We start from the raw sequence: 16,449 nt of genomic DNA, 5'->3' as shown, positions 1-16,449 counted from the left end.
GGGAACCCCCCGCGCTCGGCCGAAGCGCGTTATAGGCTTCCATGCCGACAAGGGAAAGGTAAATCGTGTACATGCATAACACGATTGACAGTACAGGTCTTCACCTCATCGCACTCGGAGCAAATCTGCCCACCGAGCGCGGCACGCCGCAGGACACGCTGGAGGCGGCAGTGATCGCACTCGGAGCGGCAGGGCTCGCGCTCGCGGCCCGGAGCCCCTGGTATGCGACGCCGGCCTTTCCCGCCGGATCGGGCCCCGATTTCGTCAATGGCGCGGTCGCCGTGCGCGCGGCCCTGGCGCCGGAGCGGGTTCTCGCGGTGCTTCACGATGTCGAGGCGCGGCTGGGGCGGGAGCGGCCGCACCGCTGGGCGCCGCGGGTCTGCGATCTCGACCTCATTGCCTCGGACGGCGCGGTGCTGCCGGATGCGGAGACCTGGCGGCACTGGGCCGGGCTTCCGCCCGAACGGCAGCAGGCGGAGGCGCCGGGGGCGCTGGTCCTGCCGCACCCGCGGCTTCAGGAGCGCGGTTTCGTGCTCCGGCCGCTCGCCGATATCGCGCCGGGCTGGCGGCATCCGGTTCTGGGGCGGACGGTGCGGGAGATGCTGGAGGCGCTGCCGGCGGATGAAATTGCCACGATCCGGCAGATTTGACTTGCCTTCCAAGGGAGGGGCTTGCGCAGGACCGGCGCAGGCTCTAGAAGGACCCTTTCCGAAACCGGAACCGATGGGAGATCGCGATGGCCCGCGTAACCGTTGAAGATTGCGTAGACAAGGTGCCGAACCGTTTCGAGCTCGTCATGCTGGCCGCCCATCGGGCGCGCTCGCTGGCTGCCGGTGCGCCGCTGACCGTCGATCGCGACAACGACAAGAACCCGGTCGTCGCCTTGCGCGAGATCGCGGATGAAACGCTGACCGCGGATGCGCTCCGCGAATCGGCGATCGAGAGCTTCCAGCGCCAGATCGAGGTCGACGAGCCCGAGGAAGATGTCATGACCCTGCTGGCCGGCAATGCCGACGCCCCGGCGGAGGACGACATGTCCGAGGAGCGTCTGCTGCGCGCGCTGATGGAAGCCCAGGGCGAAAGCTGAGCCCGCCACCGCCCTCCACTGTGGCCGCGATGCACATTCCGGCCGCGGTGGGCGGGATCATCCCGGCCGAAACCCTCACGGCGCTCGTCGCCGGCTACAATCCCGAGAGTGATTCGGGGCTGATCGCCGCCGCCTACGAATATGGCCTCCGGATGCACGAGGGGCAGTTCCGCTCGAGCGGCGAGCCCTATTTCAGCCACCCCGTCGCGGTCGCCATGCTGCTCGCCGAGCAGCGGCTCGATGACGCGACGATCATCACCGCCCTTCTGCACGACACGATCGAGGACACCGGCTCGACCTACAGCGAGATCGCGCTGCGCTTCGGCGACGAGATCGCGCAGCTGGTCGACGGGGTGACGAAGCTCACCAATCTCGAGCTCTCCTCCGGCCAGAACGCGCAGGCCGAGAATTTCCGCAAGCTGCTGATGGCGATGTCGAAGGACGTGCGCGTGCTGCTCGTCAAGCTCGCGGACCGGCTGCACAACATGCGCACGATCCGGCATCTCAAGGTCGAGAAGCAGCAGCGCAAGGCGCGCGAGACCATGGACATCTTCGCCCCCCTCGCCGGGCGGATGGGGATGCAGTGGATGCGCGACGAGCTCGAGGACATCTCCTTCCGCATCCTCAACCCGGAGGCGCGGAAGTCGATCATCCGGCGTTTCGTCACCCTGCGGCGCGAGACCGGCGACGTGATCCCGAAGATCACCGACGACATCCGCACCGTGCTCGCGCAGGCCAAGGTCGAGGCGGAGGTGTTCGGGCGCGAGAAGAAGCCCTATTCGATCTGGCGCAAGATGGAGGAGAAGGGCGAGAGCTTCTCGCGGCTCTCCGACATCTACGGCTTCCGCATCATCACCACGAGCGCGATCGACTGCTATATCGCGCTCGGCGCGGTCCACAAGCGGTGGGCGGCGGTGCCGGGGCGGTTCAAGGACTATATCTCCTCGCCGAAGTCGAACGGCTACCGCTCGATCCACACCACGGTCTCGGGGCGCGACGGCAAGCAGGTCGAGGTGCAGATCCGCACCCAGCAGATGCATTCGGTGGCCGAGACGGGCGTGGCCGCGCACTGGTCCTACCGCGACGGCGAGCGGTTCGAGAACCCGTTTGCGGTCGATCCGTTCCGCTGGCTCTCCACCATCACCGAGCGCTTCGAGAACGCCGAGGACAGCGATGATTTCCTCGAGCATGTGAAGCTCGAGATGTTCACCGACCAGGTGTTCTGCTTCACGCCGAAGGGCGAGGTGGTGAAGCTGCCGAAGGGCGCGACCCCGATCGATTTCGCCTATGCGATCCACACGCGGATCGGCGACAGCTGCGTCGGCGCCAAGGTCGACGGCCAGCGGGTGCCGCTCTGGACCAAGCTCAAGAACGGCCAGTCGGTGGCGATCATCCGCGCCGAGGGCCAGCGGCCGCAGCCGACCTGGGAAGACATGGTGGTCACCGGCCGGGCGAAATCCGCGATCCGCCGCTCGCTCCGGGGCGAGCAGCGCGCGACGCAGGTCCGGCTCGGGCGCGAGATCGCGCGCGTCGCGCTCGAACGCGTCGGCAAGAAGGCGACCGACAAGGCGCTGGCGACGGCCGCCAAGCGCATGGGATTCGACGAGCCCGACGACGTGCTCGCGCGGCTCGGCGCCGCGGAGGTCACCGGCAAGGAGCTGGTGGCGGCGCTTTATCCCGAGCTCGTGCGCGATGCGGGCAAGCCCGACCACCGCGAGCTGTCCGGGCCGATCGTCATCGGCCTCGGCTCCGGCCAGGAGGCCCGCCCCGCCCCGTGTTGCAGCCCGATTCCGGGCGAGCGCATCGTCGGCATCGCGGTGCGCGGCAAGGGCGTGATGATCCATGCCATCGACTGCGCCGAACTGGTGAACTTCGAGGAGCAGCCCGACCGCTGGATCGACCTCCGCTGGGCCGAATCGCATGCGACCGCCGACCGTGGCGTGCAGATCGAGATGGTCATGGCGAACGACACCGGCGTTCTCGGGCGCATCTGCACCCTGATCGGCGAACAGCGCGCAAATATCACGAATATCAACTTCACCGACAGGAAACCGGATTTCTACCGGATGATTGTTGATATCGAGGTGCGCGATATGGAACATCTTACCCATGTGCTGACGGCGATCGATGCGGATTCCGACATCGCGGAGGTGCGCAGGTATCGTTCGGTCTCGCCGACGGTGCAGCCCACCACCTCCGGTTAGGGTTTTCGTGAGAGGATGCGCGCCGAGACGGAAAGGCATCCGGGATCATGGTATTCAAGAGACGAGACAAGCCACCGCTCCTGAGCCGGCTCCGGGAGATGATGTTGCCGCAGAAGGGGTGGCATCGCGGCATCGAATACCTCAGCCACAGGGTCAAGCGCCTGCCCGACACGCCGCACCGGATCGCGCTCGGGGTCGCCTGCGGGGTCTATGTCTCGTTCACGCCGTTCTTCGGGCTGCATTTCGTGATCGCGGCCGCGCTGGCAAAGCTCCTGCGCTGCAACATTCTCGCCTCCCTGATCGGCACCGCCTTCGGCAACCCCGTCACCTTTCCCTTCATCGCCTCGGCCGCGCTCAGCGTCGGGCGGCGGATCCTCGGCTATGGCGTGACGGGGCGGGATTTCGGCCGGGTCTATGACGCGTTCAACCAGTTCTTCGCCGGGCTCTGGCAGAGCGTGCTGTCGCTCTTCGGCCATGGCGAGGCGCAGTGGGGCCGGCTCACGATCTTTCTCCGCGACGTGTTCTGGCCCTATTGCGTGGGGGGCATCCTGCCCGGCCTCGCGGCGGCGACGGCCTGCTATTTCCTCTGCCGCCCGGTGATCGCGGCCTACCAGACCCGGCGGCGCGCGAAGCTGCTCGCCCGCATCAAGGCACAGCGGGCGGCGGACCCATCGAGGGGTGAGGGCAGTGACGGCGCGGACGGGAGCTCCTATATTGGCCCGCGCAACAACAAGAGCGCCACGAACTGAAAGCCTGACCAATGCCAGAGACCAAGCCGCTCGGACGCCTCCGCCTGGGGGTGAACATCGATCATGTCGCGACGGTGCGCAACGCGCGCGGCGGGCCCTGGCCCGATCCGGTGCGGGCGGCGCGGATGGCGGAAGCGGCGGGCGCCGACGGGATCACCGCGCATCTGCGCGAGGACCGGCGCCACATCACCGATGCCGATATCGATGCGCTCAGCCGCGAGATCCGGCTGCCGCTCAATCTCGAGATGGCCGCGACCGCCGAGATGCAGGCCATCGCCCTCCGGCACCGGCCCCATGCGGTCTGCCTCGTGCCCGAGCGGCGGCAGGAGCGCACCACCGAGGGCGGGCTCGAGGTGGCGCGCGAGGAAAACCGGCTGGCGCATTTCATCGCGCCGCTGCGCGATGCGGGCATCCGGGTCTCGATCTTCATCGCCGCCGACCAGCGGCAGATCGAGGCCGCGCACCGGATCGGCGCGCCGGTGATCGAGCTCCACACCGGGGCCTATTGCGAGCATGACATCGCCGGCGACATCGCGGCGCGGGATGCGGAATGCGCGCGCCTGGGCGAGATGGCGGCCTTCGCGAGCGAGCTCGGGCTCGAGGTTCATGCCGGCCACGGGCTCACCTTCGAGAACGTGAAGCCGATCGCGGCCTTCCCGGAGGTGATGGAGCTCAACATCGGCCATTTTCTCATCGGCGAGGCGATCTTCTCCGGCCTCGACAGCGCGATCCGGCGGATGCGGGCGCTGATGGACGAGGCCCGGCGCGCGGCCTTCGGCGAGGGCGCGGCCTGAGGCTCAGGCCGCCCGGCGCAGGGTTGCGGTGGCAAGGCCCATCGCGACGAGCGCGGTGCCGCCCGCGCGCGTGAGCCAGGCGATGACCGCGGGCCGCTCGAACTGCCGGCGCAGGCGGGCGGCGAGCAGCGCGTAGGCAAAGACATTCGCGGTGGCGAGGCACACGAAGGTCGCGACCAGGATCGCCATCTGCGGCAGGAGCGGCCGGGCGGGATCGAGGAACTGCGGCGCGAAGGCGATGAAGAAGGCGATGGATTTCGGGTTGAGCGCGGTGACGGCGGCCGCGTGGCCGAAGACGTGGCGCGCGGCGACCGGCGGCGCCTCGGCCGGGGTGAGCGGCCCGCTGCTGCCCGCGCTGCGGAAAAGCTTCACCCCGAGCCAGACGAGATAGACGGCGCCGCCCCATTTGAGCAGAGTGAAGAGTGTGGCGGAGGTGAGCACCAGCGCCCCGAGCCCCGCGAGCGAGGCGGTCATCGCGATGAAATCGCCGAGGGCGACGCCCGCCGCGGTCGCCACCGCCACCCGGCGGCCCTGGCTCAGCGCATAGCTCAGCACCAGGAGCACGGTCGGGCCGGGGATGAGCAGGAGCGCGGTCGATGCCGCAACGAAGGCAAGCCAGAGCTGAAGATCCATGGGGCGCGATTCCTCTCGGTCGGCAGGTGCGTCCGCATGGAGCACCCATTCCGGGCGCCCTGCAAGCGGTGCGATGCGGGGCTGTCATGAAAAGGTCGTGGAACCGTGACAGGGGGAGGCGGCGCCCGGCCCCGTGCGCCGCGTCGCGTGCGGAGGGCCCGCCGGGCTGAAGGAGACTGACATGACCCTGCCCGGCAAGGCCGAGATGCCCGAGCGGCCCGAGCGGCTTCTGGAGGAGCTGCTGGCGCTCCGCGACGAGATCACCGGAACCGCGGACACGCTGATCGCCCGCTTCGAGGCGGTCGGCGCCCGGATCACGCCCGAGGTGGTCAATCTGGCGCATTATCTCGTCATCCGGCATCACGATCTCAGGCCGCTGCAGCGGGCGCTGATGTGGCGCGGGCTGTCCTCCATGGGGCGGCTGGAGAGCCGGGTGCTGCCGACGCTCGATGCGATCGCGGCAAGCCTTGCCGCGCTTTGCGGGCGGGTCAGCCCGCACCCGGCGCCGACGGAGGCGGCCTTCTTCACCGGCGAGGCGCGGCTCGAGGCGGCGACGGATGCGCTGTTCGGCGCACCGCCCCTGCGCCGCCGCTGCCGGGTGATGGTGACGCTGCCCTCCGAGGCGGCGGGCGACGCGGCCTTCGTGCTGGGGCTTGCGCGCGCCGGCATGGATGTTGCGCGCATCAACTGCGCCCATGACGATGCCGCCGCCTGGCGGTCGATGACCGCCCATGTGCGGGCCGCGGCGGACGCCGAGGGACGCGAGATCAGGATCCTGATGGATGTCGCCGGGCCGAAGATCCGCACCGAGGCGGTCCAGGGCCCGAAGGACCGGATGAAGATCCTTGCCGGCGAGGCGCTGCGGCTGGTGGCCGCGGGCCGGCCGCGGGTGTCGGAGGAGGTGCCGTTCTCGGCCTCGGTCTCGCTGCCGGAGATGGTGACGCGGCTCGTGCCGGGAGACCGGCTCCGCTACGACGACGGCAAGCTCGAGGGTGTGGTCGAGAGCCTCGGCGACGGCGAGGCGGTGATCCGGGTGCGCCATACCAAGACCGGCGGCACCAAGCTCAAGCCCGAGAAGGGCATCAACCTGCCCGACACCGCCCTCGGCCTCTCGCCGCTCACCGCGAAGGACGAGGGCGATCTCGCCACGGTCGTCGAATGCGCCGACATGATCGGCTATTCCTTCGTGAGCCGGGCCGAGGACATCGACCTGCTCGAGGAGGTGCTGGCGCGCTTCGGCGCGGCGGGCTCGCCGCTCGGGCTGGTGGCCAAGATCGAGCGGCCGGAGGCGGTGAAGAACCTGCCCGATCTCATCGCCCGCGTCGCGGGGCGGCGGCCCTTCGGGGTGATGATCGCGCGCGGGGATCTGGCCGCCGAGCTCGGGTTTACCCGCGTGGCGGAGATGCAGGAGGAGATCCTCTGGCTCTGCGAGGCGGCGAGCGTCCCCGCCGTCTGGGCGACGCAGGTGCTCGAGGAGCTGGTGAAGACCGGCCTGCCCTCGCGCGGCGAGATGACGGATGCGGCGATGGCGGCGCGGGCCGAATGCGTGATGCTCAACAAGGGCCCCGCCGTTGCCGAGGCGATCACGCTGCTCGACGAGCTGCTCGGGCGGATGGACGCGCATCTCTTCAAGAAGACGCCGCGGCTCCGCGCGCTCAAGTCGTGGTGAAACCGGATCGCATCGAGCCTGAAAGTTGATTCGAGGCGGACCGCACTGGCGTGGCTAAGGAAGTTCGTTGCTCAGAACTTTCGATTACTGCGCCCAAGTGCAATTGGAGAATGATGAATCTTTTGAGTCACTTACCGGGTATTGCATAACCCCATGATTATGATAAGTTTTTCCCCATGGATGCGACATACAATCTGAATGGCGGTTTCAAGCCAACATTGAAGCGGTTTGCTGATCTGGCCGGACCTGACTTCTATCCCACTCCCGCTTGGGCGACTCATGCGCTTGTCGACAACGAGTGCTTCACCGGTCAAATTTGGGAGAGTGCCTGTGGAAATGGAGCAATGTCTGAGGTTCTCAAGACCGCGAATTCGGATGTCGTAAGTTCTGATCTTTTTGATCGCGGCTACGGAGATGTTGGCGTTGATTTTCTAGCATCGAATACACGCGTTCCAAACATTGTTACAAATCCCCCTTATAATTCAGCAGAAGGATTTGTTAAATCAGGACTTAGGTGTGCGGAGAAAAAATTCGCTCTATTGCTTAGACTAGCTTTTCTAGAGGGAGCAAAACGGCAAAAATCAATATTTTCTATTTCTCCTCCAACAAGAGTTTGGGTTTTTAGTGAGAGAATTACATTTTATCCCATGAACGCCGAGAGAAAAGGCAGCGGGACAACAGCTTATGCTTGGTTTGTTTGGGACAAACAAAAATCCGGCAATACTGAGCTCCGCTGGCTTCCGCCTGGTTATAAAGCTGCGTTCTCTTAACCGAGCGAAGCAATATACTTTCTTCCAGCGTTAGTAATTTGATAGCCAACTTTGGGTATATGGTTCAACCACCCCTCATAGATGGCATTACCCTCGACCTCGTGATGGGATTGCACGTTTCTTACAATCTGATGCCACATTGGCTCGCCATTGCGCGTGGTAGATCCGCGCCAATCATCAGCGGTGAGAGAGACTTCATCTTGCAAACTATTGTAGAGACAATCGAATCTCGCAATTCCATCCTTCTGCTTCATCGCAAATTTCATGATACCTTTTGCAATTTCATCTTCGCCGGTAGTAGCCATATTGTCATTCCCAATTTGAACACAGAATGATGATCCCATAGCGACAAATCTGGCAAGTTTTATTTAGTTGTAAGCGATCTATAACGTTGATAGCTGGCAAGCCCACGAACCCACCATGATCAACCTGTCGATCGCTGAGAGGCCCCGCATGATCATCGGCATCGGATCCGACCTTGCCAATATCGAGCGCATCGAGGCGACGATCGCGCGCTTCGGCAGCCGCTTTCTCGACCGGGTGTTCACCGAGCGCGAGAAGGCGACGGCGGAGCGCCGGGCGCAGCGGGTCGCGACCTATGCCAAGCGGTGGGCGGCGAAGGAAGCCTGCTCCAAGGCGCTCGGCACCGGGCTCCGCATGGGCATCGCCTGGCGCGACATGGGGGTGATCAACCTCGGCACCGGCCAGCCGGAGATGGTGCTGACCGGCTGGGCCGCGGCGCGGCTCGCCGAGCTCATGCCCGCAGGCCACCGCCCGGCGATCCACCTCACCCTCACCGACGATCACCCCTGGGCGCAGGCCTTCGTGGTGATCGAGGCGCTGCCGGAGATCGTGCCGGCGCACCACCGTTCCCGCCGCAAGATCTGACCCCCCGCCGGGCCGAGGGTCAGGGCGTCCCGCCGCGCCCGCCGGATCTTGCCGCGACGGCGGAGGGCAGGCTGCCCCTGAGGCTCGCCAGAAAGGCGAAGGTCTCGCGCCGCAGCGCGCCGATGGCCTCGGCCGAAACGCCCGCCTCGGCCACGGCGGCCTCGAGCCCGGCGCGCCGCGCCTCGTCGGTGATCGAAAGCGGGAGGCTTCCGGCCTCGCGCAGGAGCATCAGGCACTCATGGGCGCGGGTCGCGGTGAGGAAGACGCGCGCCATCGGCTCCAGAAGCGCCGGGTCGTCCTGCCAGCTCCGGCCCTCGAAGATCTCCTGCGTGACGCGCTGCCCGGCGCCGAAGCAGTCGAAGGCGACGCAACCGCCGAATCCCCGGTCCGCGAGGCTCGAATGGATCCGGCAGCGGCCGCAGCGGTCGAGGTTCGGGCAGGGCTCGTTCGCGGCCTTGTCGATGGCGAAGCGGCTCGAGCGGTCGAACGGCAGGGCGACGCAGCAGAGGGCGGCGCAGCGGGTGCAGTCGGGGCGAAGATCGATCGATGTCATGGCAGCCTTCCCGCTCGCGGGCCCGGTCCCTCCCGCCACCATGACGGCAATCGGGGCGGCGCGGCAGGAAAAATCCTCCGGCCGCAGGCAAATCCCGGTTCCCGGCCCGCCCAGGCCGTGCGGCAAGGCGCCCGGAGCTCTCCTTGACAGGACCCGGGCCAGGGGTCACAAGGCAGCCTTGACCCGAGCCAGTGGAACCTCTTCATGGCGACCAAAAGCAAAGCCAAGGCCAAGGGCGGTATCGTCGAACTCATCAAGACGATCGCCTATGCGCTGCTCCTTGCGGGTGTGATCCGCACCCTGTTCTTCCAGCCATTCTGGATTCCTTCGGGTTCCATGAAGCCCACACTGCTGATCGGAGATTTTCTCTTCGTCAACAAGATGGCGTACGGCTATTCGCGTCATTCCTGCCCGTTCTCGATGTGTCCGTTCTCGGGCCGCATCCTCGCGAGCGATCCGAAGCGCGGCGACGTGGTGGTCTTCAAGCATCCGACCAACGGCACGGATTACATCAAGCGGCTGATCGGCCTGCCCGGCGACACGGTGCAGGTGAAGAACGGCCTGCTCTACATCAATGGCACGCTGGCGCCGCAGCAGCCCGACGGCATCTTCACCGAGCCCTATGCGCCGCAGGGGCCGATGCGCTCGATGCCGCGCTGCGAGAACGCTCCGGTGAGCCCCGGCGGCCCCTGCGAGAAGGACCGTGCCATCGAGACCCTGCCCGAAGGGCTGAAGCACGCGGTGCTCAACATCGACGACGACGGTTTCGGCGACAACACCCCCGTCTTCGTCGTGCCCGAGGGCGAGTATTTCTTCATGGGCGACAACCGCGACAACTCGATGGATTCGCGCTTCCCCCGCAGCGCGGGCGGCGTCGGCACCGTGCCGTTCGAGAATCTCGTCGGCCGGGCCGACCGTGTGATCTTCTCCTCCGCCGGGCCTTCGATGCTCGCCTTCTGGACCTGGCGGCCTGATCGTTTCTTCGTGAGGATCGATTGAGACTGAGCCGTTCGATGGCCGAGGCCGCAGCGCGCCTTGGCCATGACTTCACCCGACCCGAACTGCTCATCGAGGCGCTGACGCACCCCTCGATGGGATCGACCCAGAGCAACCAGCGGCTGGAATTCCTCGGCGACCGGGTGCTCGGCCTCGTGATCTCCGAGCTTCTGCTCGAGCAGGACCGGGAGGCCGACGAGGGCAAGCTCGCGCCCCGGCTGAACGCGCTCGTGCGCAAGGAAGCCTGTGCGGAGGTCGCCGCCAGCCTCGGGGTGGGCGATGCGCTCCGGATGGGACGCTCGGAGATGCTGTCGGGCGGGCGGCGCAAGACCGCCATTCTCGGCGATGCGATGGAAGCGGTGATCGCGGCGATCTATCTCGACGGCGGTCTCGAGGCGGCCCGGCATTTCGTCATCACCCATTGGGCCGGGCGGATCGAGAAGGCGCGGGCCCAGGCGATCGATGCCAAGACCGCGCTGCAGGAATGGGCCCAGGCGCGCGCGCTGCGCCCGCCGGCCTATGTCGATCTGGAACGCGAGGGGCCGGACCATGCGCCGGTCTTCACCGTCGAGGTGCGCCTCGACAACGGCCGCGCCGCGCGCGGGCGGGCGAGCTCCAAGCGCGCCGCCCAGCAGATGGCTGCGGAAAAGCTGCTCGGAGAGCTGGAGGCGCACGGATGAGCGAAGATACTGGAACCCGCTGCGGCCTCGTCGCGCTGATCGGCGAGCCGAACGCGGGCAAGTCCACCCTGATGAACCGGATGGTCGGCGCCAAGGTCTCGATCGTGACCCACAAGGTGCAGACGACGCGCGCGCGCATCCGGGGCATCGCGATGGAAGACGCCTCGCAGCTCGTCTTCATCGACACGCCCGGCCTCTTCCGCCCGCGCCGCCGGCTTGACCGGGCGATGGTGCAGGCGGCCTGGGGCGGGGCGGCGGATGCCGATGTCGTGGTGCTGCTCATCGAGGCGCATCGCGGTATCACCGAGGGCGTGCGCACGATCCTCGAGCAGCTCGCCGAGGTGCTGCCCACGGGCAACCGGGTGGCGCTCGCGATCAACAAGATCGACCGGGTGAAGGCCGAGAGGCTGCTCGCGCTCAGCGCCGAGATGAACGAGGCCCGCGATTTCGCCGCGACCTTCATGATCTCGGCCGAGAAGGGCTACGGGGTCGACGACCTCCGGAAGTGGCTTGCCGAAACGGTGCCCGCCGGGCCCTGGCTCTATCCCGAGGACCAGATCGCCGACGCGAATCTCCGCCAGATCGCCGCCGAGATGACGCGCGAGAAGCTCACGCTCCGGCTGCATCAGGAGCTTCCCTACCAGCTCACCGTCGAGACCGAGGGCTGGCAGGAGAAGAAGGACGGCTCGGTGCGGATCGACCAGGTGGTCTATGTCGCGCGCGACGGCCACAAGGGCATCGCGCTCGGGCCGAAGGGCGAGACGATCAAGGCCGTCGGCCAGGCGGCGCGCGCGGACATTCGCGAGTTCCTCGGCCGCGAGGTGCATCTCTTCCTCACCATCAAGGTGCGGCCGAACTGGCTCGAGGAAGCCGAGCGCTACACCGAGATGGGGCTCGATTTCTCCGACGGCGACGGATGAGCGCACGGCTCACCGCGGAATTCTGGGTTCAGGCCTATCTTGCGCGGCTCCGGCTTGCGGGCATCCCGGCCTTCGTCACCGCGAAGGGGGATGCCACGGCGGGTGCGGTGATCGTGAAGCTCAACACGCTCGACGGCGCGGCGCGGGCGTTTTCGCGCAGCTATGACGCCAGCGGCGCGCGCGTCTGGGCGGTGCTGGCCGAGGGGCCGGAGATCGGGGTCGACGCGGCCCTCGCCCGGCAGCGGGGTTTCGACCCCGATCTCTGGATCCTCGAGATCGAGGACCGCGCCGGGCGCACCCTGCTCGAGGAGCCGGGCCTCTCGGACTGAAGCGCCACGTTCCCGCGGCCTCCGCCGCGGCGGCCCGTCCCGGCCGGGGCCGGGGCCGGGATCGGGCGTCGAGGCGCAGCCGGCCGGATCAGACCGGCACGAAATCGCCTGCTGCGGCGTCGTAATACTCGAGGATGCCGCCCTGGATGTCGTTCCAGATGCCGTGAAGCTCGAGGGTGCCCGCCTCGACGGCCGATTTGACGAAGGGGAAGGTCATCAGGTTCTCGAGGCTCAGGAGCACCGCCTGATGCTCGAGCGCCCGCAGCATCTGCTGTTCGCTGAGGCCCTTGCCGAGGACCGTGGGCACGCGCGGCTCGAGCACCTCGAGCCAGTGGGTGACGAAGGCGGTGTTCTCCTCGTGCTTGAGGTCGGGGTTCTGGTGCTGTGCGAGGCAGCCGGCGACGCCGCCGCAGCCGAAATGGCCCATCACGATCAGGTGGCTGATCTTGAGCACGTTCACGGCGTATTCGATGGTTGCCGAGGTGCCGTGCTGCTGGCCGTCGGGCAGGTAGGAGGGCACGAGATTGGCGATGTTGCGGTGGACGAAGAACTCGCCCGCATCCGCGCCGAAGACATCCGAGGCCATCACCCGGCTGTCGCAGCAGGCAACCATCATGGCCGCCGGCGCCTGGCCATCCGCGGCCAGCTTGGAGAGGCGCATGCGCGTCTCCGGGCCGAGATCCTTGCGCCAGGTGTGGTGCCGATCGACAAGGAACTTGGGAAGCGGACGCGCATTCTTCATGGGGGAACCTCAATCCGTAGATCGCACATTTTACCTAAAGGTCTGACGACTTTACCTGCCTTTCCGGGGAGAGAAAATACTCACGTTAACGCTTGTTTCAATGGCAAGTGGCAGTGTCGGCGCGGGTGAATACGGGGGGCTACAATGGGTGCCGAGATCATACCACTTCATGCGCACGAGGATGCCGCGCTCGATACAACGCGTATACTCGTCCTGCGCCAGTCTCTGGGCGATCAGCGCTGCCGCGAGATCGTCGATGAGGTCGTCTATCACCTTACCGACCGGCTGACTCAGCTCGAACTGGCGTTTGCCGAGCAGGACATGGCGCAGCTTCTGGGGCTCGCCTCGCGGCTTGCGGGGCTCAGCGAGCAGGTGGGGCTTGCGGATTTCGCGCGCGTTGCCCGCGATCTGCGCGCCTGCATCGAGGCCGAGGATCCGATCGCGACGGGGGCGGTTGCCGCGCGGCTGCTCCGCCTGGGCGAGGATTCGCTCTTTTCCGTGATGCTCTACGCGGATCAGTCCGCGCTCTGAGGGGACGGCGCCCCTTGTGGGTGCCCTCGGCCCGCCGCTAGGATCGGCCTTCCGATCCAGACAGGGCCCGATCATGCCGCTTGCCTCCGCACCCACCGCTTCCGTCCTTCCACTCCATGTCCTCACGCCGGACGGCCTCACCGCCTGGCTTCAGGGCGCGGAGGCGCCGGTCCGGACCTGGGTCGAGGCACAGGGCTTCCGCGCGGGCCTCGGCGAGACGCTCGCCGTGCCTGCCGCCGACGGGCGCATCGCCTGCGCGCTCGCGGGCTGGGGCGATGCCGCCGCCCGCAAGCGCGACCGCTTCCACCTCGCCCGCGCCGCCGAGAAGCTTCCGCCCGCGATCTATGCGCTCGAACCCCATGACGGGGTCGAGATGGATGCGGAGATCGAGGCGCTCGGCTGGCTGCTCGGCGATTACGTCTTCGACCGCTATCGCGCGCTTCCCTCCACGCGCCCCGCGCTCGTCTGCCCCGAGGGTGTGGAGGCCGCGCGCATCGAGGCCCTGGCCCGCGCCGCGAGGCTCTGCTGCGATCTCATCAACACGCCCGCGCGGGACATGGGCCCCTCGGCGCTCGAGGCGGCCTTCCTCGGCCTCGCCGCCGAGTTCGGCGCGGAGACGCACGTCATCGGCGGGGTCGAGGCGCTGGAGGCGGCGAACTTCCCGATGATCGCCGCGGTCGGCGCCGCCGCTGCCGATGCCCCGCGGCTGCTCGACATGCGCTGGGGCCGGGCCGATGCGCCGAAGGTGACGCTGGTCGGCAAGGGCGTCTGCTTCGACACCGGCGGGCTCGATATCAAGCCGCCGAGCTCCATGGGGCTGATGAAGAAGGACATGGGCGGCGCGGCGACCGCGCTGGGGCTTGCCCGGCTGGTGATGGAACGCGGGCTCGACATCCGGCTTCGGGTGCTGGTGCCGGCGGTCGAGAACGCGATCTCGGGGGCGGCCTTCCGGCCCGGCGACATCCTGCCGAGCCGCAAGGGGCTGAGCGTCGAGGTGAACAACACCGATGCCGAGGGCCGGCTCGTGCTCGCCGATGCGCTGGCGCTCGCCGACGAGGAGGAACCGGATCTGGTCGTGAGCCTCGCCACGCTCACCGGGGCCGCGCGCGTGGCGCTCGGGCCGGATGTGCCGCCCTTCTTCACCGATGACGCGGGGCTGGCGGCCGAGCTTGCCGACGCCGCCGCGCGCGCCGCCGATCCGCTCTGGCGGCTGCCGTTCTGGGAGCCCTACGAGGCGCTGATCGAGCCCGGCATCGCCGATCTCGACAATGCGCCCTCGGGCGGCATGGCTGGCGCGATCACCGCAGCGCTCTTCCTGCGCCGCTTTGTCACCGCAGCCCCGCGCTACGCGCATTTCGACATTTACGGCTGGACGCCGGCGGCGAAGCCCGGCCGGCCCAAGGGCGGCGCGTTCCAGGCCGGGCGGGCGCTCTTCGACATGCTGGAGACGCGCTATTGCGCCCGGAGCTGAAGCCCTTCGCCCGGCGGCTCCTGCCCGCGCGCGAGGATCTTGCCGCGGAGGCGCTTGCCGGCACGGTCGCGGCGGCGCGCTTCGTCCCGGGCACGCATCTCCGCGTCACCGCGCCGCTGCTCGATCTCGCGCTCTCGCCCGACCCCGGTGCGGGCCTCGCGACGCAGCTGCTCCATGGCGAGCCCTTCACCGTCTACGAGACGCGCGAGGACGGGCTCGCCTGGGGGCAGTCGGGCTGGGACGGCTATGTGGGCTATGTCGCGGCCGCGGGGCTCGGCCCGGCGGCGGAGGGCGCGGCGCCGCGCCGGATCACCGCGATCGCGAGCCATATCTATTCGCGGCCCGACATCAAGGCGCCGGTGCGCGCCGCCCTGCCCTGGCTTGCCGCGGTGGAGACGGTGGGGGAAAGCGGTAATTTCCTCGCGCTCGCCGGGGGCGGTTTCGTGCCGCGGGCGCATCTGGCGCCGGGCGCGGGCGATTTCATTGCCGAGGCGCGGCGCCTTGCCGGCACGCCCTATCTCTGGGGCGGGCGGAGCGCGGCGGGTATCGACTGCTCGGGGCTGGTGCAGCTTGCACTGGTGGCCGCCGGGCATGTGGATGTGCCGCGTGATTCGGACATGCAGGCGGCACTTCTCGGTGTTGCGCACGATCCCGGCGCCGCGCCGGAGCCCGGCGATCTGCTGTTCTGGAAGGGACATGTGGGGATCGTGAGCGGCGCAGATCTTCTGCTCCATGCCAACGCCCATCACATGGCGGTGGCGGAAGAGCCGCTCGGGGCGGCCATCGCCCGGATCGCGGCGAGCGGCGGCGGGCCGGTTACCGGCCGCCGCCGTCCGCCTGCGCGTCCGGACCCCGCATGACGACGAGACGGCCGGCGATCAACCACGCGCCACGTTGAGTGGCAGGCGGGAGATCGCCCGCCGCCTGCGCCGGGCAGGGGCCGGCCGCAGAGCCGCGCGGGCGCTCCGGTGCGGGGAGATGGAGCGCCGTGGCGGGGTGGAAATCGTCGCGCAGAAAGGACATGGGCCACCTCCGCCGTGCGGGCCTATTTCGTCAGGATCAGCTTGCCCTGCCGGGTGATGCGCAGCACGTAGCGCATGCCGTCGAGCATCACCTCGGCTTCGCGATTGCCCTGGGTCAGCTTGCGCGCGTCGTGGACCGGGCGCGGCTCCGCGACATGGATGCGGTTGCGGTGGAAGGTATGGGGCTGCACAGGTGCGTTCACGGCTGATCCTCCAGTTCATGCCTTGCGGCAACATGTCTGTCCGGGGGGTCGTGAGGGAGCGGCCGCGGGGCCTCCGCGTTCTGGGCCAATCCCGATCCGGTCAGTCGGTTTCAGGGCTGGCTGGTCGGGGGGACTGGCTGCTGGAATTAAGGTGACCAAAACAGTCGGAATAATCAAGCCCCAATTTCAGGGGCTTGCGAATTTCCTC

At 67.8% G+C, this 16,449-nt stretch carries 20 protein-coding genes; 15 read left to right on the top strand and 5 right to left on the bottom strand.

What is annotated here, in order from left to right; translation table 11 throughout:
- Nucleotides 1-71 precede the first annotated feature (71 nt).
- The 5 genes from folK (at nucleotide 72) to ACF66B_RS12570 (ending at nucleotide 4,834) form a co-directional block, all read left to right on the top strand.
- Nucleotides 72-650, top strand: a complete 579-nt coding sequence (folK, locus tag ACF66B_RS12590; RefSeq protein ID WP_111429345.1) for a 2-amino-4-hydroxy-6-hydroxymethyldihydropteridine diphosphokinase — start codon at nucleotides 72-74, stop codon at nucleotides 648-650.
- 86 nt (nucleotides 651-736) lie between these two features.
- Complete coding sequence (gene rpoZ, locus ACF66B_RS12585) at nucleotides 737-1,087, top strand: DNA-directed RNA polymerase subunit omega (protein WP_111429346.1); 351 nt, start codon at nucleotides 737-739, stop codon at nucleotides 1,085-1,087.
- A 56-nt stretch (nucleotides 1,088-1,143) separates the two neighbouring features.
- Nucleotides 1,144-3,291, top strand: coding sequence for a bifunctional (p)ppGpp synthetase/guanosine-3',5'-bis(diphosphate) 3'-pyrophosphohydrolase (locus tag ACF66B_RS12580; protein WP_111429530.1), 2,148 nt, complete (start codon nucleotides 1,144-1,146; stop codon nucleotides 3,289-3,291).
- A gap of 47 nt (nucleotides 3,292-3,338) precedes the next feature.
- Nucleotides 3,339-4,040, top strand: a complete 702-nt coding sequence (locus tag ACF66B_RS12575) for a DUF2062 domain-containing protein (RefSeq protein WP_111429347.1) — start codon at nucleotides 3,339-3,341, stop codon at nucleotides 4,038-4,040.
- An 11-nt stretch (nucleotides 4,041-4,051) separates the two neighbouring features.
- Nucleotides 4,052-4,834, top strand: coding sequence for a pyridoxine 5'-phosphate synthase (locus ACF66B_RS12570; protein ID WP_111429348.1), 783 nt, complete (start codon nucleotides 4,052-4,054; stop codon nucleotides 4,832-4,834).
- A gap of 3 nt (nucleotides 4,835-4,837) precedes the next feature.
- Here the strand turns inward: ACF66B_RS12570 and ACF66B_RS12565 are convergent, their stop codons facing one another.
- The gene (locus ACF66B_RS12565; RefSeq protein ID WP_111429349.1) at nucleotides 4,838-5,467 is read right to left on the bottom strand and encodes a LysE family translocator; all 630 of its coding nucleotides are present in this window, start codon (nucleotides 5,465-5,467) and stop codon (nucleotides 4,838-4,840) included.
- A 181-nt stretch (nucleotides 5,468-5,648) separates the two neighbouring features.
- Here ACF66B_RS12565 and ACF66B_RS12560 point away from each other — a divergent pair, with 181 nt between their 5' ends.
- Together ACF66B_RS12560 and ACF66B_RS12555 are read left to right on the top strand one after the other, a co-directional pair.
- The gene (locus ACF66B_RS12560) at nucleotides 5,649-7,136 is read left to right on the top strand and encodes a pyruvate kinase (RefSeq protein WP_392662799.1); all 1,488 of its coding nucleotides are present in this window, start codon (nucleotides 5,649-5,651) and stop codon (nucleotides 7,134-7,136) included.
- Nucleotides 7,137-7,312: 176 nt separating this feature from the next.
- A complete protein-coding gene (locus tag ACF66B_RS12555; RefSeq protein ID WP_111429350.1) occupies nucleotides 7,313-7,906 on the top strand; it encodes a hypothetical protein in 594 nt (197 codons plus the stop codon).
- Here ACF66B_RS12555 and ACF66B_RS12550 read toward each other — a convergent pair.
- Nucleotides 7,903-8,211, bottom strand: coding sequence for a hypothetical protein (locus ACF66B_RS12550; protein ID WP_162683214.1), 309 nt, complete (start codon nucleotides 8,209-8,211; stop codon nucleotides 7,903-7,905). The two genes, ACF66B_RS12555 and ACF66B_RS12550, sit on opposite strands and share 4 nt — an antisense overlap.
- Nucleotides 8,212-8,359: 148 nt before the next feature.
- Here ACF66B_RS12550 and acpS point away from each other — a divergent pair, with 148 nt between their 5' ends.
- Complete coding sequence (acpS, locus tag ACF66B_RS12545; protein ID WP_111429532.1) at nucleotides 8,360-8,794, top strand: holo-ACP synthase; 435 nt, start codon at nucleotides 8,360-8,362, stop codon at nucleotides 8,792-8,794.
- 19 nt (nucleotides 8,795-8,813) lie between these two features.
- Here the strand turns inward: acpS and ACF66B_RS12540 are convergent, their stop codons facing one another.
- Nucleotides 8,814-9,347, bottom strand: coding sequence for a hypothetical protein (locus ACF66B_RS12540; RefSeq protein ID WP_111429351.1), 534 nt, complete (start codon nucleotides 9,345-9,347; stop codon nucleotides 8,814-8,816).
- Between the two features lie 204 nt (nucleotides 9,348-9,551).
- Between ACF66B_RS12540 and lepB the strand changes: the two genes are divergently transcribed.
- The 4 genes from lepB to ACF66B_RS12520 are packed head-to-tail and all read left to right on the top strand — an operon-like array spanning nucleotide 9,552 to nucleotide 12,272.
- Nucleotides 9,552-10,346: a signal peptidase I gene (gene lepB / locus ACF66B_RS12535; protein ID WP_111429352.1), complete on the top strand. Its 795-nt coding sequence runs from the start codon at nucleotides 9,552-9,554 to the stop codon at nucleotides 10,344-10,346.
- Nucleotides 10,343-11,023 carry a ribonuclease III gene (rnc, locus tag ACF66B_RS12530; RefSeq protein ID WP_392662795.1) on the top strand — a complete coding sequence of 227 codons (681 nt, stop codon included), beginning with the start codon at nucleotides 10,343-10,345 and terminating at the stop codon, nucleotides 11,021-11,023. The genes lepB and rnc overlap by 4 nt, the downstream gene beginning before the upstream one ends.
- Nucleotides 11,020-11,943, top strand: coding sequence for a GTPase Era (era, locus tag ACF66B_RS12525; protein ID WP_111429354.1), 924 nt, complete (start codon nucleotides 11,020-11,022; stop codon nucleotides 11,941-11,943). The genes rnc and era overlap by 4 nt, the downstream gene beginning before the upstream one ends.
- Nucleotides 11,940-12,272 (top strand): DUF1491 family protein, encoded by a 333-nt coding sequence (locus ACF66B_RS12520; RefSeq protein ID WP_111429355.1) that lies wholly within the window; start codon nucleotides 11,940-11,942, stop codon nucleotides 12,270-12,272. Before era ends, ACF66B_RS12520 begins: the two co-directional genes overlap by 4 nt.
- Before the next feature lie 88 nt (nucleotides 12,273-12,360).
- Here ACF66B_RS12520 and ACF66B_RS12515 read toward each other — a convergent pair whose 3' ends face one another.
- On the bottom strand, nucleotides 12,361-13,014 hold the full coding sequence (locus tag ACF66B_RS12515) for a carbonic anhydrase (RefSeq protein WP_111429356.1): 654 nt from the start codon (nucleotides 13,012-13,014) through the stop codon (nucleotides 12,361-12,363).
- Nucleotides 13,015-13,158: 144 nt separating this feature from the next.
- Here ACF66B_RS12515 and ACF66B_RS12510 point away from each other — a divergent pair, with 144 nt between their 5' ends.
- From ACF66B_RS12510 to ACF66B_RS12500, 3 genes are all read left to right on the top strand, one after another.
- A complete protein-coding gene (locus ACF66B_RS12510; RefSeq protein ID WP_111429357.1) occupies nucleotides 13,159-13,545 on the top strand; it encodes a hypothetical protein in 387 nt (128 codons plus the stop codon).
- Nucleotides 13,546-13,618: 73 nt separating this feature from the next.
- The gene (locus ACF66B_RS12505) at nucleotides 13,619-15,016 is read left to right on the top strand and encodes a leucyl aminopeptidase family protein (RefSeq protein WP_111429358.1); all 1,398 of its coding nucleotides are present in this window, start codon (nucleotides 13,619-13,621) and stop codon (nucleotides 15,014-15,016) included.
- The gene (locus tag ACF66B_RS12500; RefSeq protein ID WP_392662789.1) at nucleotides 15,001-15,876 is read left to right on the top strand and encodes an NlpC/P60 family protein; all 876 of its coding nucleotides are present in this window, start codon (nucleotides 15,001-15,003) and stop codon (nucleotides 15,874-15,876) included. Before ACF66B_RS12505 ends, ACF66B_RS12500 begins: the two co-directional genes overlap by 16 nt.
- 185 nt (nucleotides 15,877-16,061) lie before the next feature.
- Here the strand turns inward: ACF66B_RS12500 and hemP are convergent, their stop codons facing one another.
- On the bottom strand, nucleotides 16,062-16,199 hold the full coding sequence (hemP, locus tag ACF66B_RS12495) for a hemin uptake protein HemP (protein WP_162683234.1): 138 nt from the start codon (nucleotides 16,197-16,199) through the stop codon (nucleotides 16,062-16,064).
- Nucleotides 16,200-16,449: the final 250 nt, after the last annotated feature.

This window comes from Amaricoccus sp. B4, from assembly GCF_043226085.1.
Taxonomy (GTDB): Bacteria; Pseudomonadota; Alphaproteobacteria; order Rhodobacterales; family Rhodobacteraceae; genus Amaricoccus.
The sequence above is the reverse complement of the archived record's forward strand: the minus strand, read 5'-3'. Positions and strand labels throughout refer to the sequence as shown.

What these genes read in the sequence shown, in the direction of transcription:
- ACF66B_RS12515 (WP_111429356.1), bottom strand. Translation starts at nt 13,014, where the DNA reads ATGAAGAATGCGCGTCCGCTTCCCAAGTTCCTTGTCGATCGGCACCAC.
- ACF66B_RS12560 (WP_392662799.1), top strand. Translation starts at nt 5,649, where the DNA reads ATGACCCTGCCCGGCAAGGCCGAGATGCCCGAGCGGCCCGAGCGGCTT.
- era (WP_111429354.1), top strand. Translation starts at nt 11,020, where the DNA reads ATGAGCGAAGATACTGGAACCCGCTGCGGCCTCGTCGCGCTGATCGGC.
- ACF66B_RS12510 (WP_111429357.1), top strand. Translation starts at nt 13,159, where the DNA reads ATGGGTGCCGAGATCATACCACTTCATGCGCACGAGGATGCCGCGCTC.
- ACF66B_RS12505 (WP_111429358.1), top strand. Translation starts at nt 13,619, where the DNA reads ATGCCGCTTGCCTCCGCACCCACCGCTTCCGTCCTTCCACTCCATGTC.
- ACF66B_RS12570 (WP_111429348.1), top strand. Translation starts at nt 4,052, where the DNA reads ATGCCAGAGACCAAGCCGCTCGGACGCCTCCGCCTGGGGGTGAACATC.
- ACF66B_RS12520 (WP_111429355.1), top strand. Translation starts at nt 11,940, where the DNA reads ATGAGCGCACGGCTCACCGCGGAATTCTGGGTTCAGGCCTATCTTGCG.
- folK (WP_111429345.1), top strand. Translation starts at nt 72, where the DNA reads ATGCATAACACGATTGACAGTACAGGTCTTCACCTCATCGCACTCGGA.
- ACF66B_RS12540 (WP_111429351.1), bottom strand. Translation starts at nt 9,347, where the DNA reads ATGACATCGATCGATCTTCGCCCCGACTGCACCCGCTGCGCCGCCCTC.
- rpoZ (WP_111429346.1), top strand. Translation starts at nt 737, where the DNA reads ATGGCCCGCGTAACCGTTGAAGATTGCGTAGACAAGGTGCCGAACCGT.
- ACF66B_RS12555 (WP_111429350.1), top strand. Translation starts at nt 7,313, where the DNA reads ATGGATGCGACATACAATCTGAATGGCGGTTTCAAGCCAACATTGAAG.
- acpS (WP_111429532.1), top strand. Translation starts at nt 8,360, where the DNA reads ATGATCATCGGCATCGGATCCGACCTTGCCAATATCGAGCGCATCGAG.
- ACF66B_RS12565 (WP_111429349.1), bottom strand. Translation starts at nt 5,467, where the DNA reads ATGGATCTTCAGCTCTGGCTTGCCTTCGTTGCGGCATCGACCGCGCTC.
- ACF66B_RS12575 (WP_111429347.1), top strand. Translation starts at nt 3,339, where the DNA reads ATGGTATTCAAGAGACGAGACAAGCCACCGCTCCTGAGCCGGCTCCGG.
- ACF66B_RS12550 (WP_162683214.1), bottom strand. Translation starts at nt 8,211, where the DNA reads ATGGCTACTACCGGCGAAGATGAAATTGCAAAAGGTATCATGAAATTT.
- lepB (WP_111429352.1), top strand. Translation starts at nt 9,552, where the DNA reads ATGGCGACCAAAAGCAAAGCCAAGGCCAAGGGCGGTATCGTCGAACTC.